At 57.0% G+C, this 16,220-nt stretch carries 13 protein-coding genes; 6 read left to right on the top strand and 7 right to left on the bottom strand.

The genetic code is table 11. The annotated features are described in order from the left end of the window. The first annotated feature begins 15 nt into the window (after nt 1–15). The 3 genes from OC597_RS05445 (at nt 16) to OC597_RS05455 (ending at nt 2,866) form a co-directional block, all read left to right on the top strand. Entirely contained in the window at nt 16–768 is a 753-nt protein-coding gene (locus tag OC597_RS05445) for a maleate cis-trans isomerase family protein (protein WP_099061907.1), read from the top strand. Between the two features lie 9 nt (nt 769–777). Beyond that, the gene (locus OC597_RS05450; protein WP_262207929.1) at nt 778–1,413 is read left to right on the top strand and encodes an N-carbamoylsarcosine amidohydrolase; all 636 of its coding nucleotides are present in this window, start codon (nt 778–780) and stop codon (nt 1,411–1,413) included. A 145-nt stretch (nt 1,414–1,558) separates the two neighbouring features. After that, the gene (locus tag OC597_RS05455) at nt 1,559–2,866 is read left to right on the top strand and encodes an MFS transporter (RefSeq protein WP_261284506.1); all 1,308 of its coding nucleotides are present in this window, start codon (nt 1,559–1,561) and stop codon (nt 2,864–2,866) included. A gap of 30 nt (nt 2,867–2,896) precedes the next feature. On the opposite strand, the gene OC597_RS05460 is transcribed toward OC597_RS05455, so the two are convergent. The 3 genes from OC597_RS05460 to OC597_RS05470 form a co-directional block, all read right to left on the bottom strand. Continuing rightward, the gene (locus OC597_RS05460) at nt 2,897–4,060 is read right to left on the bottom strand and encodes a serine hydrolase domain-containing protein (RefSeq protein WP_262207932.1); all 1,164 of its coding nucleotides are present in this window, start codon (nt 4,058–4,060) and stop codon (nt 2,897–2,899) included. A gap of 167 nt (nt 4,061–4,227) precedes the next feature. Further along, on the bottom strand, nt 4,228–6,429 hold the full coding sequence (gene dcp / locus OC597_RS05465) for a peptidyl-dipeptidase Dcp (RefSeq protein ID WP_262207933.1): 2,202 nt from the start codon (nt 6,427–6,429) through the stop codon (nt 4,228–4,230). A gap of 154 nt (nt 6,430–6,583) precedes the next feature. Continuing rightward, nucleotides 6,584–7,504, bottom strand: a complete 921-nt coding sequence (locus tag OC597_RS05470) for a GNAT family N-acetyltransferase (RefSeq protein ID WP_262207935.1) — start codon at nt 7,502–7,504, stop codon at nt 6,584–6,586. Nucleotides 7,505–7,809: 305 nt separating this feature from the next. On the opposite strand from OC597_RS05470, the gene OC597_RS05475 reads away from it, so the two are divergent. Genes OC597_RS05475 through OC597_RS05485 form a run of 3 tightly spaced genes read left to right on the top strand, consistent with a single transcriptional unit; the run spans nt 7,810 to nt 10,264 of the window. Further along, the gene (locus OC597_RS05475; protein WP_262207936.1) at nt 7,810–8,655 is read left to right on the top strand and encodes an alpha/beta fold hydrolase; all 846 of its coding nucleotides are present in this window, start codon (nt 7,810–7,812) and stop codon (nt 8,653–8,655) included. Nucleotides 8,656–8,681: 26 nt separating this feature from the next. After that, entirely contained in the window at nt 8,682–9,263 is a 582-nt protein-coding gene (locus OC597_RS05480; RefSeq protein WP_262207938.1) for a VOC family protein, read from the top strand. Further along, the gene (locus OC597_RS05485) at nt 9,260–10,264 is read left to right on the top strand and encodes a fumarylacetoacetate hydrolase family protein (RefSeq protein WP_262207940.1); all 1,005 of its coding nucleotides are present in this window, start codon (nt 9,260–9,262) and stop codon (nt 10,262–10,264) included. Before OC597_RS05480 ends, OC597_RS05485 begins: the two co-directional genes overlap by 4 nt. A 15-nt stretch (nt 10,265–10,279) precedes the next feature. Here the strand turns inward: OC597_RS05485 and xdhC are convergent, their stop codons facing one another. Genes xdhC through guaD form a run of 4 tightly spaced genes read right to left on the bottom strand, consistent with a single transcriptional unit; the run spans nt 10,280 to nt 16,184 of the window. Beyond that, nucleotides 10,280–11,047 carry a xanthine dehydrogenase accessory protein XdhC gene (xdhC, locus tag OC597_RS05490; protein ID WP_262207942.1) on the bottom strand — a complete coding sequence of 256 codons (768 nt, stop codon included), beginning with the start codon at nt 11,045–11,047 and terminating at the stop codon, nt 10,280–10,282. Further along, the gene (gene xdhB, locus OC597_RS05495; RefSeq protein WP_262207944.1) at nt 11,031–13,433 is read right to left on the bottom strand and encodes a xanthine dehydrogenase molybdopterin binding subunit; all 2,403 of its coding nucleotides are present in this window, start codon (nt 13,431–13,433) and stop codon (nt 11,031–11,033) included. Before xdhB ends, xdhC begins: the two co-directional genes overlap by 17 nt. After that, nucleotides 13,426–14,856 carry a xanthine dehydrogenase small subunit gene (gene xdhA, locus OC597_RS05500; protein WP_262207946.1) on the bottom strand — a complete coding sequence of 477 codons (1,431 nt, stop codon included), beginning with the start codon at nt 14,854–14,856 and terminating at the stop codon, nt 13,426–13,428. The genes xdhB and xdhA overlap by 8 nt, the downstream gene beginning before the upstream one ends. After that, nucleotides 14,853–16,184 (bottom strand): guanine deaminase, encoded by a 1,332-nt coding sequence (gene guaD, locus OC597_RS05505; RefSeq protein WP_262207948.1) that lies wholly within the window; start codon nt 16,182–16,184, stop codon nt 14,853–14,855. Before guaD ends, xdhA begins: the two co-directional genes overlap by 4 nt. Between the last annotated feature and the right edge of the window lie 36 nt (nt 16,185–16,220).

Below are 16,220 nucleotides of genomic sequence, written 5' to 3' on the forward strand. Positions count from 1 at the left end.
TAAGGAGCCTTTGTCATGAGCAAAAATTACCGTATCGGCCAGATCGTGCCCAGTTCCAACACCACGATGGAAACCGAGATCCCGGCGATGCTGACGGCACGCCAGTTGATCCGTCCGGAACGCTTTACCTTTCACTCCAGCCGCATGCGCATGAAGCACGTCAGCAAGGCGGAACTGGCGGCGATGGACGCCGAATCAGACCGCTGCGCACTGGAGCTGTCCGACGCCCAGGTTGATGTTCTGGGCTATGCCTGCCTGGTGGCGATCATGTCGATGGGGTTGGGTTATCACCGCGAGTCCCAGGCCCGGCTGGCGCAGGTTACCCAGGACAACAACGCCGCGGCCCCGGTGATCAGCAGCGCCGGTGCGTTGGTCAACGGCCTGAAGGTGCTGGGTGCCAAACGCATTGCGCTGGTCGCCCCCTACATGAAGCCACTGACCCAAATGGTGGTGGACTATATCGAGCACGAAGGCATCGAGGTCAAGGTGTGGCGCGCGCTGGAGATCGCCGACAATCTGGCGGTCGGCCGTCATGATCCGGCCAAACTGCCGGGCATTGTTGCCGAGATGGATCTGAGCGGTGTCGACGCTATCGTGCTGTCTGCCTGTGTGCAGATGCCGTCCTTACCGGCGGTCGCTACCGTTGAGGCGCAAACCGGCAAGCCGGTGCTGACAGCCGCTATCGCCACCACCTACGCCATGCTGACGGCACTGGAACTGGAGCCGATCGTTCCCGGTGCCGGCGCCCTGCTGTCCGGCGCTTATTAAGGGGGCAAAATGGCAGCCGAAAACTCGCTTACCGATAACTACCACGGCGTCTGGGGTAACCGCATCGGCTTCGGTCTGCGCCCGGCCCTGTTGGTGGTCGACTTTATGCAGGGTTACACCACCGAAGGCGCGCCGCTATTCGCTCCCGGCGTGGTCAGCGCGGTCGAAGAAAGCGTGGCTCTGCTGACAACCGCGCGCCAGGTGGGAATTCCAGTGATCCACACCAATATCCGCTATCATGCAGGGCATTTTGCCGATGGCGGCATCTGGGTGAAAAAAGCACCGGTTATGAAGGACATGGTGGAGGGGAATCCGCTGGCGGCGTTCTGTCCACAGGTGGCCCCGCGAGCCACGGAAGTGGTGTTGACCAAGCAGTATGCCAGCGCCTTTTTTGGCACCTCGCTGGCCCCCATGCTGGTGGCGCTCGGCGTCGATACCCTGCTGCTGATCGGCTGTTCCACCAGCGGGTGTATCCGCTCCAGCGCTGTGGATGCGGTACAGCATGGCTTCCGCACCATCGTGGTACGTGAATGCGTGGGCGATCGTCACCCTGGCCCGCATGAGGCCAACCTGTTCGACATCGACAGTAAATACGGCGACGTCGTGGCTAAACGGGAGGCAATTGATTATCTGAACCGGCTGTAATCCAGAGTTTCACCTGCACGGAGTGCTGAAAAATAAAGAAGGCGCGGCAAGCGCCTCAGGCGACCGCCCGATACAGGGCGGCTTCCAAGCAAACACACAACGCTCCTCCTCCGGAGGCCACCATGCACCACCTGGAGACATCATCATGGCCATTGTTGAAACCCCGTTAACCGGGAAAGCGGGCGCAGAATCGCTTCTGTACCGCAAAATCACCTGGAAGCTGATCCCATTCCTCTGTCTGTGCTATCTGGCTGCCTACCTCGACCGCATCAACGTCGGGCTGGCCAAGCTGCAGATGGCCGATCAACTGCAATTGAGCGAGGCGGCCTTCGGTCTGGGAGCCGGGCTGTTTTTTGTCGGCTATATCCTGTTTGAGGTACCGAGCAACCTGATTCTGCAGCGAGTCGGTGCCAAGGTGTGGATTGCCCGCATCATGATCACCTGGGGCCTGCTTTCCGCCTGTACCATGTTCGTTACCACCGCTAATCAGTTTTACGTCATCCGTTTTCTGCTCGGCGTGGCAGAGGCCGGTTTCCTGCCCGGCGTGCTGTATTACCTGACGCTGTGGTTCCCAACCTACCGTCGCGGCCGCATTATTGCGTTGTTCATGATCGGTCTGCCGCTGTCGAGCGTGCTGGGTGGCCCGATTTCCGGCTGGATCATGGGACATTTTGATATGCGCCACGGGCTGCATGGCTGGCAATGGTTGTTCCTGCTGGAGGGCATTCCCAGCGTGCTGCTGGGGGTACTGACTTTCTGGGTGTTGCCGAACAATTTCCGCCAGGCCAAATGGTTATCCGACGAAGAGAAACAGCGTATTGCCGAGGATTTGGCGCAAGACGACGCCGAGGCCGGTCACAGTAAACACAGCTTCCGCGACGGCTTCTTTAATCTCAAGGTCTGGATGCTGGGTGGCATTGACTTCTCGATCCTGCTTAGCGCCTATGCGATGGGGTTCTGGATGCCGACCTTTATCAAAACCGCCGGGGTGACCGACATTACTACCATAGGTATGCTGACCGCGCTGCCGAGCGTCGCCGCCCTGCTGGGGATGCTGTTGATCGGCACCAGTTCTGACCGAATGCGTGAGCGACGCTGGCATATCATAGTGCCGTTTATTGTCGGCGCGATGGCGATGGCCGGTAGCACCTTCTTCACCCACAACGTGATCGCCACGGTGCTGTTGTTCTCTGTCGCCCAGGCGGCGATCATCGGGGCGGTACCGGTGTTCTTCAGCCTGCCCGCCACCTTCCTGCGGGGGACGGCGGCAGCAACCGGCTTTGCACTGGCCTGCTCGTTGGCCAATATCGCCGGGTTGGTGAGTAACTCGCTGATGGGGCTGGCGCTGGATCTGACCGGTAAAAGCGGGGGCGCACTCTGGGCGTTCGCCGGTTGCCTGTTGATCAGTTCCCTGCTGGTGGTCGCGCTGCCGGCCAAGGTGGTTAACCGCTGAGGATGTCGGGCTCCGTTCGCGGGGCCCGACTTAATGGCAGGTAAAATGCCCGTCCGCCGCCTCGCCCATGCGTTGCAGCAAACGATGACCAATATTGTTACTCCAGTTAAAGCTGTTTTGCAGCACCACCACCGCCGTTTTATGGCGCAGATCCAGGCCGATATAGCTGGAATAGCCGCCGATAAATCCCACCTGATAGGTAATTTGCTGTGAACCCACGTCGTCGACCACCCAGGCGATGGCCGCCGCCTCTTTACTGCGCGCAAAATGCACGGTCAGCGAGTCTTTCAGCGCCTGATCCAGTGCCGCCGAACCGGTAGGGACGAAATGTGCCCGCGCATAGCGCAGCAGATCGTCGGCGTCGGTATATAACCCGGCGGCGCCAATCATATAGGAAGAAAATTGCCAGTCGGGCACCGGCTGCCCGCGCCGAATAAACTTGGGCTGATCGCCGGCATGGCCAATGGCCCGTTGCGCATAACCCGGTAACTGCTGCGCATCGTAGCTGGTGTGGGTCAGCCCCAACGGCTGGAGGATGTTTTCCGTGGTCAGACGATCGACGGTTTTACCGGTGCGCCGTTGCAGGATGTAATCCAGCAGCGCATAGCCCAAGTTGGAATAGCGCGGCGCTTCAACCGCCGGGGCCTCAAACTGCGCCAGGTCGTTGAGGACTTTTGGCGTGTCCAGCGAGCCATAAAAATTATCGCCGGTAAACAGATAGCGGACAAAGGCCCCCAGCATCTCCGGCGTCATCATCTGACGCGGCAGGCCCGAGGTATGGGTCACCAACTGCAATAAGGTAATTTTAGCCGCATCCTTGCTGAGCAAGGTGCCGGGCGGCAGTAAGGTTGCCAACGTATCGTCCCAATGCAGCACGCCCTTGTTGACCAACACCACCGTGACTTCGGCAATAAATCCCTTGCTGACCGACCCCACGGCAAACAGCGTGTTGCCGTTAACCGGATAGCGCTGCTGCGCATCGGTCACGCCGTAACCATAGGTGCGCGCCTGCCCGTCTGCCGTCAATACGCCCACCACCAATCCCGGCGTCTGCCGGCCGTCGATGATCGGCCGTGCCAGGCTGTCGACCTCGGCTTGCAGGTCAGCACTGCACGCCAAACGCCGACTTTCCAACGGTGATGTGTCGGTTGGCATGCGCGACAGCGTGCCACAGGCTGAAAGCAGCAATGGCATAATCAAAGCAAAACAGCGCGTTAGGAGGATTCTTATCTTCATTGCTCACGGGCCAAAAAATAATCGGCGCATGATAAACCATCACACCGCCCATGTCCCCGTGGAATGAAAAAAGGACGCAAGCAAGCTTGCGTCCTTAGTGGCCATTTTGGTTAACGTCGTGGCTATTACTGGTCTTTCAAGCCACGGTTAATCAGCATAGGTTCAATGCTTGGCGCTTTACCGCGCCAGTCGATGTACAGTTTTTCCAGGTCCTGACTGTTACCGCGCGACAGGATCATATTGCGGAAACGCTGGCCGTTCTCTGCGGTCAGACCGCCATGTTCGCTGAACCACTGGAAAGCGTCATCCGCCAGCATTTCGGTCCACAGATAGGCGTAGTAACCGGCCGCATAGCCGTTACCCCAGATATGCTTAAAGTAGCTGGAACGGTAGCGCGGCGGCACATAGCTGAGATCGATTTTGTCTTTCTGCAGCGATTCGGCCTCGAACTTGTCCACGTCCTGCTGGGGTTGGTCGGCACTCAGCATATGCCAGTGCATGTCCAGCAGTGCCGCGGACAGCAGTTCGGTCATGTCATAGCCTTTGTTGAACTTGTCGGCCTTTTTGATTTTGTCGACCAGTTCCTGCGGCATGGCTTCACCGGTTTTGTAATGCTTGGCGTAGTGCGCAAAGACCTTGGGATCGCTGGCCCAGTGTTCATTGAACTGCGATGGGAATTCAACAAAGTCACGAGCGGTGTTGGTACCGGACAGGCTCGGATACTCCTGATCGGCGAACATGCCGTGCAGCGCATGACCAAACTCGTGGAACATGGTGATCACATCATCGTAGGACAACAGTGCAGGCTGGCCTGGTGCCGGTTTGGTAAAGTTGGCGACGTTGTAAATCACCGGCTTGGTGCCTTTCAGCTTCGACTGCTCGACAAAGTTGCTCATCCAGGCGCCACCGCCCTTGTTGTCGCGCTTAAAGAAGTCGGTATAGAACAGCGCCAGTGATTTGCCGTCTTTATCGAACACCTCATAAACCCGTACGTCCGGCTGATAAACCGGGATGTCCTTGCGCTCCTTGAAACTGATACCGTACAGCAGGTTGGCGGCATAAAATACGCCGTTGTTCAGCACGTTATCCAGCTCAAAGTAAGGTTTGATCTGTGATTCATCCAGGTCGTATTTGGCTTTGCGTACCTGTTCGGCATAAAACTGCCAGTCCCAGGCTTCAACCTTGAAGCCGCCTTTTTGCTGGTCAATCACCACCTGAATGTCTTTGGCCTCACGTTCGGCTCGCGCGGTAGCCGCCGGGACGATATCGCGCATAAATCTCAGCGCAGCATCCGGGGTTTTGGCCATCTGGTTTTGCAGCTTCCAGGCCGCGTAATTCGGGAAGCCCAGCAGTTTGGCCTGCTCGGCACGAATTTTAGCCAGCCGCGCAATGGTCTGGCGAGTGTCGTTAGCGTCGCCCTTTTCTGCACGATTCCACGAGGCATCAAACAGCGCTTTACGGGTATCGCGGTTTTTCAGACTCTGCAATTCCGGTTGCTGGGTGGTGTTTTGCAACACCAGCAGCCACTGTTTATCCAGCTTGCGTTCACCGGCCGCCTGGGCCGCCGCCGCCAGTTCGCCTTCCGACAGGCCGTCCAACTTCCCTTGTTCGGTGATCACCAGCGCACCCTCTTTGGTCGCCGCCAGCAATTTGTTGGAGAACTGGGTGCTCAGCGTTGCCGCTTCCTGGTTCAGCGCCTTCAGCTTGGTTTTATCGGCGTCGGACAGATTGGCCCCCGCCAGCTCAAAGTTCTTATAGGTCACTTCGACCAGTCGACGGGATTCTGCATCCAGCTTCAGCGCATCGAGCTGCTGATAAACGGCCTTGATGCGGGCAAACAGCTTGCTGTTGAGCATGATGGCATCATCCAACGCCGCCAGCTTCGGTGAGCTCTGCTCGTCCAACTTTTGCAACCCGTCACTGGTGTTGGCCGAGGTCATTGCGCCAAACACATTCATCACCCGCGACAGCATCGCGCCGCTTTGCTCCAGCGCCACGAAGGTATTTTTAAAATCAGGCTTGGCCGGGTTGTTGGCGATCTTCTCCACTTCCTCCAGCTTTTGCTTGATACCGGCGTCGATCGCCGGGGCATAATCGCTTTCTTTGATCAGATTGAACGGCGGTGCCTGGAATGGCAGACGACTTTGATAGAAGAACGGGTTCTCGTTCTTTTTATTGTTGTGTTGGTTGGCTTCACCGGTCACGTTAGCCTCCTTTGCCTGGCCACTTGGCAACGCGCTATGATCCGCGTGCGGATTGGTTTCTTCTGCCTGTGCCTGCGAGCCCAGCGCCATGCCGATCGCCAACACCAATGTCGATAAACGCATCAAATCGAAACTCCTCCATGTTCACAGAATAATGTCGCGGAGAGCTCATCTCCCCTTGAGTCACATCCTAGCTTAGGCGCAGTTGGCAGATTGAGCAAAAACAAGTGATTAGAAGCTAACCTGCCCGGCGATCCCGCTGATGCCAGCGTCTTTTTTAAAGAGACAGCACTCGGCCTAAAGGTGAGCGATAACACCATCTGTCTTTATAACCGGCGGTAGGTTTTCCGAATGAATAGCGCATGACTTTATCTTTTGACACGCACAGGTCATAGGCAGTTTTAACATTAAGCCAGGTAACAATAGTCCCGGGGCAGAAGTTATCATACGATTGATCATAACCCCCGTTGACGTAGTCAAAGCATATCCAGTCAGGGCTTTCCGCTTTGGTTATTAATTGGAAGGCACAGGGTTTTCCATCGAAGAAAAGGACATGCCCAAAAAACATGGCTCTTAATGAGCCAAGCATATCCACCATTTCCTGGTAGTAACCCGGTTTTTCACCCCAGCGTTTTTCATATAGCTCGAAGTAGACAGTGGCAAGTTGCTCTGGAGAAAAATTGGCTTGATCCACAATCTCGCCTCCCGCGTTGAGAAAACGATTCAGTTCCCTGCGGCGGCTGCTTTTTGTCGAAGAGGAAAACCCGTCTTTACCGCAGCCTTTTGCCAGACAAATTGCCCGTTGGCTATTCAGTTTAAATGTCGCATTTCTCGTATTCTTATCATTTAACGATGAAAGCATTTTTGTTTTAAAGGGGAGCGCTGTTTTTAAATCAGGACTCAATGGCAATATGAGTTCATCTCTATTGAATGAATATCGATCAATACCCAGTTTTTTGGACGTCTTGCCAGTGAGTGCAAAATTTTTTCCGCCCCAGGAACAAAATGCCCCCAGCAGACGATCGTTATCGGCCCGCTTAATGTAGTAAGCGGGTTGGCAGTCCAGACGTGCCTGGAAAAACTGCAACACGTCAGGGTGAGTCATAAAGCTACCCCCATAGAGCTGATGGCATAGTTGGTATTCGTTGGCTGTGGCAGGCTTCCACCCGGAAGCAAAAGAAGTCAATTTTTGTATCATGAATATTTTTCTAAAAATACAATAAAAACAAAATTATACCATAAACCCATACCATTTCTAAGTCTTTGATTGTCCGGTTTTATATAACGGTTCATCCCAAACTCGCCTATAGACGCTTTATTAACGGCGCATTAGCCTTATTCAACCGACTAATGATTCACCGAAATATTCCGACTTAACCGCATACCAACATCAAATCCACAGGTAGCATCACCCTCAAATAATTCTAAAAACGCGTCATGCACATGACCTAATCCGCGCCAGCTTAAAACGTGCGGCTATTTAAATCAGGAGATGGATATTTCATGGCTACAACACCTCAACCCAATCAACAGATTTTGGGGGGACATTCGCATCGTCAGGAAAGCAAGGCCACGAATGAAAACCCCCTACTTAGCGCCAGAATAATCGGTCAGGGCACCCGATGCGTGGTCATGCTGCCAGGTTGGTTTGGTGATCATAACGTCTATCAGCCGATGCTCTCCTATCTGGATACCGAGGCCTTCACTTATGTGTTTGTGGATTTTCGTGGCTACGGCCAGTCACGCAACATAGCCGGCAGCTACACCACTAATGAAATGGTCGCTGACGTGGTCAACCTGATGGACAGCCTGGGTTGGCATCGCTTCGACGTCGTCGGACATTCCATGGGGGGGAAAATTGCGCAGATCATTGCGGCTCGGCACCCTGAACGGGTACGCAGTGCCGTAGGCCTGACTCCCGTTCCGGCCAGCGGGCTGGACGTAGAGCAGCAAGTTTGGCGCATCTTCGAGCAGGCTGTCGAGGATGATACCTGCCGCCATTCGCTGATTGATTTTTCCACTCATCACCGATTGCCCCACCGCTGGGTCAGCGACACCGTTCAACAGTCACGCGCGGCCTGCGACCCGCAGGTGTTCGAAGCCTATCTCCGTAGCTGGGCGCTGGAGGATTGTTCCATCGAAACTTACGGCTGCACGGTTCCCTTGCTGTTACTGATTGGCCAGCACGATCCGGCACAGACGCTGGCGATGATGGATAGCACCTGTTTGAAGTGGTTCGTCAATGTGGAGATGGAACTGCTCGAAGGCTGTGGACACTACCCAATGCAGGAAATCCCGCTTTATCTGGTGGGTGCTATCGAGCGTTTCTTGCGCAAACAAACTAAGTAGCAGCGACTCTGCTGGAGGTTTACATCATGCACACTGATTTTCCATGGTCTAAAAAAACGGCGGTTAAAACCAACGCTCCTGCCAGGCCGATCCGTCGGCTGCACCACTTTGCCTGGCGCTGCCGGGACGCAGAGGAAACCCGACATTTCTATGAAGATATTCTCGGTTTACCGCTGGTCCATGTTATTAAAAACGACCATGTCCCCAGCACCGGAGAATACTGCCCGTATGTGCATATCTTTTTCCGCATGAAAGATGATTCGCATATCGCCTTCTTCGATCTGGGTGACGGGGTAGCGGCGCAACCCAGCCCAAATACCCCCGACTGGGTTAACCATATTGCCCTGAAAGTCGATAACCGCGCCGATCTGGACAGCATGCATCAACGGCTACTCGCACAGGGTATTGAGGTGATTGGGGTTACCGATCACGACGGTTATCTTGAATCCATTTACTTCTTTGATCCGAACGGGTTTCGTCTGGAATTGACCACCGAAGTGGCGGCGGCTGAAACCGTGGAAGGTTTTGCCCGCACGGCGCATCAGGAGTTGGCGATCTGGACCCGAGAACAGGCACGACGCCAGGCCTTGGTTGAAGGTAAATCATGAGCGCCACTCTGGCTGCGCAATTACGTTTGGCCTCACGAGAAAACGGCCGTCGGGACGGCGAATTGGTGCTGGTATCTCCCGACCTTTCACGTTGCATTGCCGTGCCCGCTATTGCCCGCACCCTGCAGGAAGCGTTAGATAGCTGGTCGGTTATAGCGCCGCAGTTGATGCAGGTGGCTGCAAACGGCTGGGACACTGGCGACCTCTTCAATGCTTCAAGCTGCCTGGCACCGCTACCCCGCGCCTATCAGTGGGTTGATGGGTCCGTTTATCGCCACCACGCCAAACTGATGTATCAATGGCGAAACGAACCCATTCCCCCGCAATACGAAGAGAAGCCGCTGGTTTATCAGGGCGGTTCGGACGTGATGTTAAAGGCAACCACACCGATCGAAGCCACTGATGATGAGCTGGATATTGATTTTGAAGCAGAGATCGCCGTGATAACCACTGACGTCCCTCTCGGGGTGACGCCCGAGCAGGCGCTGGAGTGTATCGCGCTAGTGGTGTTGCTCAATGACGCCTCCCTCCGCCGTCTGATCCCCGACGAACTGGCCCGGGGGTTCGGTTTCTACCAGAGCAAGCCCGCGACCAGCTTTGCCCCGGTTGCCGTGACGCCCGCAGCGCTCGGCGCGAACTGGCGGGAGGCCATGTTGCATTTGCCGGTGCACGTCAGTCTGAATGGAAAATGGTTTGGCGCTCCGGACGCCGGTGATGATACGGCGTTTAATTTCGGGCAGCTTATTGCACACCTTGCCTGCACCCGCGCTTTGGCGGCTGGCAGCATCGTAGGGGCAGGCACCATCAGCAATGCCGATCCGGCATCCGGCAGTGCCTGCATTACCGAAGCCCGGGTGCGACAAGCGCTGCGCGGTGTCGATGAAAGCCAGCGGCAGCCCTATCTGGCACAGGGTGACCAGGTGCGGATTGAGGTGTTCGATGCCGACGGACATTCCGTGTTTGGTGCCATCGACCAAAAAGTGGTGATCCTTCAACAATAAATCGCAGTGACCTGGCTAGCGCTGGCCGTAGCAGGCAATGATCTCCCCGGCGACGGCCACGGCGATCTCGGCGGGTAGCTTGCCTTTTACGTCCGGTAACCCCACCGGGCAGCGCATGCCGGCAATCGCCGCTTCGCTGATGCCGCGCTGGCCGAGCTTATAGTCGAAGCGTTTACGCTTGGTCAGCGAGCCAATCAGGCCAAAATAACCGGCATCGCCACGGCGTAGAATACGCTCCGCCAGCGCCAGATCCAGCGCGTGGTCGTGGGTCATGACGATGAAATAACTGCCCGGCGGCATGGCGTCGACGATCTCCAGCGGTTCTTCGCAGATGTCTTGTTGCACCCCGGCCGGGATAACCGCCGGGAACTCCGCCGCGCGGCCATCAACCCAGCGTACCCGACACGGCAACGTGGCGAGGATATTCACCAGCGCCCGCCCCACATGCCCGGCGCCAAACAGGGCGATTTGCGGGCGCGGCGGGATCAAGGGTTCGAACAGTACGCTGGTGGTACCGCCACAGCACTGCCCCAGCCGTGCCGCCAGCGGGAAACGTTCCAGCCGCAGCGTGACCGCCTGTTGTTGCAGCATCTCGCGGGCAATCGCCAGCACCTGAAACTCCAGATGCCCACCGCCAATGGTATTCACCGCCCGTTCGGCGGTCACCAGCATTTTGGTACCACGATTGCGCGGCGTGGAACCCAGCTCATCCACCAGCGTCACCAGTACGCAGGGCTCACCGCGGCGTCGCAAGTCGGCCAGAACCTCAATCCACTCGTCCATCGCCGTTCTCCCCAGCCAATTCAGTGACAATGTCACTAGCTAACATCTGCTGCACGCCCCACAGCACCCGTTCCGGTGTGGCCGGGGCATCAATATTGGGCTGCCGACGGTAATCTGCCAGGCTGGCCACCGCATCCTTGATCGCACACCAGACCGAGATGCCCAACATAAACGGCGGCTCACCCACCGCTTTGGAATGAAATACCGTGTCCTCGGGGTTTTTGCGGTTTTCCAGCAGCGTGACGCGCAGATCTGCCGGGACGTCGCCAATCGCCGGGATTTTGTAGCTGGCCGGGCCATGAGTCAGCAACTTGCCCTGTTGATCCCACACCAGTTCTTCGCTGGTCAGCCAGCCCATACCCTGCACAAAACCGCCCTCCACCTGACCGATGTCGATTGCCGGGTTTAGCGAATCACCCACGTCATGCAGAATGTCGGCTCGCAGCAGTTTGTATTCGCCGGTCAGGGTGTCGATCAACACCTCAGCGCAGGCCGCGCCGTAAGCGAAGTAATAGAACGGGTGGCCGCTGGCCTTGTCGCGATCATAAAAGATCTTCGGCGTGCGGTAGTAACCGGTGCTGGCGAGGGAAATTTGATTAAAATAGGCCTGCTCAACCACCTGTTCAAAGCTGAAGTAACGCTCACCGACCCTGACCTGACCATTATTGAAAACGATCTGCCTGGCGCTAACCTGATGCTGTTTAGCCAGCATGTCGATCAGCCGTTGCTTAATGATCAGAGCGGCATTTTCCGCCGCCTTGCCGTTCAGGTCAGTACCGGACGATGCCGCCGTCGGCGAGGTGTTCGGCACCTTGCCGGTATCGGTGGCGGTGATCTGGATACGCTCGATTTCCACCTGGAACACTTCGGCGACAATCTGCGCCACCTTGGTGTTCAACCCCTGGCCCATCTCGGTGCCGCCATGGTTGAGCTGAATGCTGCCGTCGGTGTAAATCAGTACCAGTGCTCCCGCCTGGTTGAGGAAACCGGCGGTAAAGGAAATGCCGAATTTGACCGGTGTCAGCGCCAGCCCTTTCTTCAGGATCGGGTTTTGCGCGTTGAACTGCACAATGGCCTGACGCCGCGCCTGATAATCCGCACTGTGCTCCAGTTCGGCGGTGATTTCCTGCAGCAGGTTCTGTTCCACCGGCTGATGGTAATGGGTGACGTTACGCTGATCTTTGCCGTAATAATTAGTTTTGCGCACCGCCAGCGGATCGAGTGCCAGATAGCGCGCGATATGGTCCATGATCTGCTCAATTGCCATCATGCCCTGCGGCCCGCCAAAGCCACGATAAGCGGTGTTAGAGGCGATATGGGTTTTACAGCGGTGGCCGGTAATCAAGACATCTTGCAGGAAATAGGCATTATCGGCGTGGAACATGGCGCGATCGACAATAGAACCAGAAAGATCGAGCGAGTAACCGCAGTTACCGGCCAGGCTGATTTTCACCCCGTTCAGCAGCCCGTCGTCGTCAAAGCCGACATCGTACTGAATATAAAACGGGTGGCGTTTACCGGTGATCAGCATGTCGTCGTGGCGGTTAAGGCGCATTTTGACCGGTCGTCCGGTAAGATGCGCCACCACGGCACACAGGCACGCCGGCCCGGCAGCCTGAGTTTCTTTGCCGCCAAAGCCCCCGCCCATGCGCCGCGTGTCGATGGTGACCTTGTGCATCGGCAGATTGAGCACCGAGGCCACCAGCTTCTGAATTTCAGTGGGGTTTTGGGTCGATGAGTACACCAGCATGCCGCCGTCTTCGGCCGGCATTACCGAGGCAATCTGGGTTTCCAGATAAAAATGCTCCTGCCCACCGACGTGCAGCTCCCCCTGAATACGGTGCAAAGCCCACGCCAGCGCCCCCTCAACGTCACCACGTTGGTGATGATGCGCTTCCTGCACCACGAAACCTTCTCGCAGCGATTGAGTGACGTCCAGCTGTGCAGGCAGATCCTGATAACTCACTTTAATGGCCTGCGCGGCACGCCAGGCGATTTCCGGATCCTCCGCCGCCACCGCCGCAATCACCTGCCCGGCGTATTCCACCTCATCCTTCGCCAGTAGCGGGTCGCCGTGAGTTAACGGGGCAATATCCAGCTCGCCCGGCACATCCTGCCAGGTGATCACTCGCACCACGCCGGGAAAATCGTAACAGGCCGACAGATCCAGTTTTTCGATGCGTGCATGCGCCCGTTCGCTCAGCCGGGCCGCCAAATGCAGTTGGTTGGGAAACTCCAGCCGGTCGTCAATGTATTGCGCTTCACCGCTGACGTGCTTGTCGGCGCTTTCGTGTTTACGGCTACGGCCAACACCGCTGGTGAGCGATTGTCGGAAACGTTCGGCCAACTGCTGCTGGGTATATTCGGTGCGTTTGCTATTACTCATGGGCCGTCACCTCGATCGCCAGTTGCGGTGCGGTCAGCGCAATGAAATAGCGGCGCAGCAGGTTTTGCGCCACCAGCAGGCGATAAGCGCTACTGGCTCGAAAATCGCTCAGCGGCGTAAAGTCTTGCGCCAGCGCCTGAACCGCAAGCTCAATCGTCGCCCGCCGCCACGGCTGCCCCACCAATTGTTGTTCGCACAGCCTGGCGCGTTTCGGCGTCGCGGCCATGCCGCCAAACGCCAGCCGGGCATCACGGATAATCCCCTGTTCAAGGGTCAGGCTGAAGGCCCCGCATACTGCAGAAATATCATCCTCCAGCCGTTTGGAGACTTTCCAGGCGCGGAAATCTGCCGGCGCGCTGGCCGGCAGCACGATGCTTTCAATAAACTCCCCCGGCTGCAGCGCGGTCTGCCGATAGCCGAGGAAGAAGTCATTCAGCGGCAGCTCACGCTGCGTAGCGCCACGGCGCAAGATCAGCCGTGCATCCAACGCCAGCAGCAGCGGCGCACCGTCACCAATCGGTGAGGCGTTGGCGATATTGCCCCCCAGCGTGCCCTGATTGCGGATTTGCTGCGAAGCAAAACGCGCCAGCAGTTCGCCAAAGGCCGGGTGGTAATCGGCCAGCAACGGGTAAAGGTCGCTCAACGCGGCACCGGCACCCAGGATCAGACGGTCGTCCTGTCGACTCACCTGCTTTAACGCCACTATCTGGCCAATGGCGATCATCAGGGGTAAATCCTGATGACGCTGGGTGACTTCCAGCGCCAGATCGGTGCCACCGGCCAACAGTTTGGCCTGCGGATGCTGTTGATACAGCGTCGCCAGTTCCTCCAGAGTTTGCGGCTGCAAACAGCGCTTACCTGCTGCCGCTAACGGCGTGGCCGCAGGGATAGCTTGCAGGCGCTGCAGCGTTTGCTGTTGGTGGTGATCGAAGCTGTCTGGTGTTTTGTTATCGCACGCCTGCTGCGCCGCCGCCAAAATAGGCCGATAGCCCGTACAGCGGCAAAGATTACCGGCCAGTGCTTGCTGCGCCTGTTCACGCTGATAGGCCGCGCCGTTCTTTTGCAGACAGAACATCGACATCACGAATCCTGGGGTGCAAAAACCGCACTGCGAGCCGTGGCAGTCGACCATCGCCTGCTGCACGCTGTGCAATTCCCCCTGCTGCTTCAGGTCCTCTACGGTGATCAACTGTTTGCCATGCAGCGCGCTGACAAACGTCAGGCAGGCGTTAACGCTGCGGTAGCGCAATTGTTCACCGTCCGGTTCCGCCAGCACCACGGTGCAGGCACCACAGTCACCGGAAGCGCAGCCTTCTTTGGTGCCACAGCGACCGAGATCGCGGCGCAGGTAGTTCAGCACCGTGGTATTGGGATCGATCGCGTTCTCATTCTTCAGCGTTTGATTAAGCAGAAACTGGATCATGCAGCCTCCTGCTGGGTAGCCGGTCGATACACCACTTTGCCGTCGACGTAGGTTCGGTAAACGTTGCGGTCGTCACCCAGCGTCATCAACACAAACAGCTGTTCTGTCAGTGCATGGCTGTTTTCATGGCGCAGCTTTTGCAACGGTGACACCGCTGGATCCAGCACCACGAAGTCCGCCTCTTTGCCGACCTCAAAGTTGCCAATTTTGTCATCCAGCGACAGCGCCCGCGCCCCACCCAACGTCGCGTGGTAGAAGGCCTCACAGGCCGAGAGCTGATAGCGTTGCAACTGACCGACCTTGTAAGCCTCACCCAGCGTTTGCAGCATATTGAAGGTGGTACCGGCGCCCACGTCGGTACCGATGCCCAGTTTGACCTGCTTCTGCCAGGCTTTTTGCAGGTTGAACAACCCGCTGCCGAGGAACAGGTTGGAAGTCGGGCAAAAAGCGATCGCCGAACGGGTCTGGCACAGGCAGTCCCACTCTTGCTCTTCCAGATGCAGGCAGTGAGCGAACACGCTTCTCTCACCGGTCAGCCCATACTGATGATAAACATCCAGGTAGCTGCGACTGTCCGGGAACAGTTCCTTCACCCAGGCGATTTCTTCCTGGTTCTCACTCAGGTGAGTGTGCAGATAGGCATCCGGAAACTCTTCACGCAGCCGCTGTACCTGAGCCAACAACGCCGGGGTGCTGGTCGGCGCAAAACGCGGCGTAATGGCATAGCTCAGCCGTTGCTTTCCGTGCCAGCGTTCGATCAGTTCGCGTGTCTGGCGGTAGCTCTGCTCCGGGGTTTCCAGCAGTTCGTCCGGCGCATGGCGATCCATCATCACCTTACCGGCGATCAGGCGCATATTCAGCGCCGCGGCCTGACTGAACAGCGCTTCAACCGACTGCGGGTGTACGGTGCCAAACACCAGCGCCGTGGTGGTGCCGTTGCTTAACAGCTGTTGCAGAAAGAAAGCCGACATCTTGTCGGAGTGCTGCTCGCAGCAGAACTGGCTTTCTGTCGGAAAGGTGTAATGCTTCAGCCACGCCAGCAGCCGATCGCCATAGGCGCCGATCATTTCGGTTTGCGGATAATGAATATGGCTGTCGATAAAGCCCGGCACGATCAGTTTGTCCTGATAATGCGTGACCTCAAACCCCGGCGGTAACAACGCCTCACCCTGCTGCCAGGGGCCAAACCAGACAATGGTGCCTTCATCGAGCAGCAGTAATCCGTCCGGAATGTGTCGCAGATGTTGCTCTAACTGCTGCGGCTGATCCACGCAGGCAGCAATATCAAAAAAATTGCCACGGATCGCCGTGGTGAATGACATGCTCATTTTGCTTTCCTTCTCTACCGACCAGCGCACAGTACC

Source organism: Serratia proteamaculans (assembly GCF_946227095.1).
GTDB lineage: Bacteria > Pseudomonadota > Gammaproteobacteria > Enterobacterales > Enterobacteriaceae > Serratia > Serratia proteamaculans_E.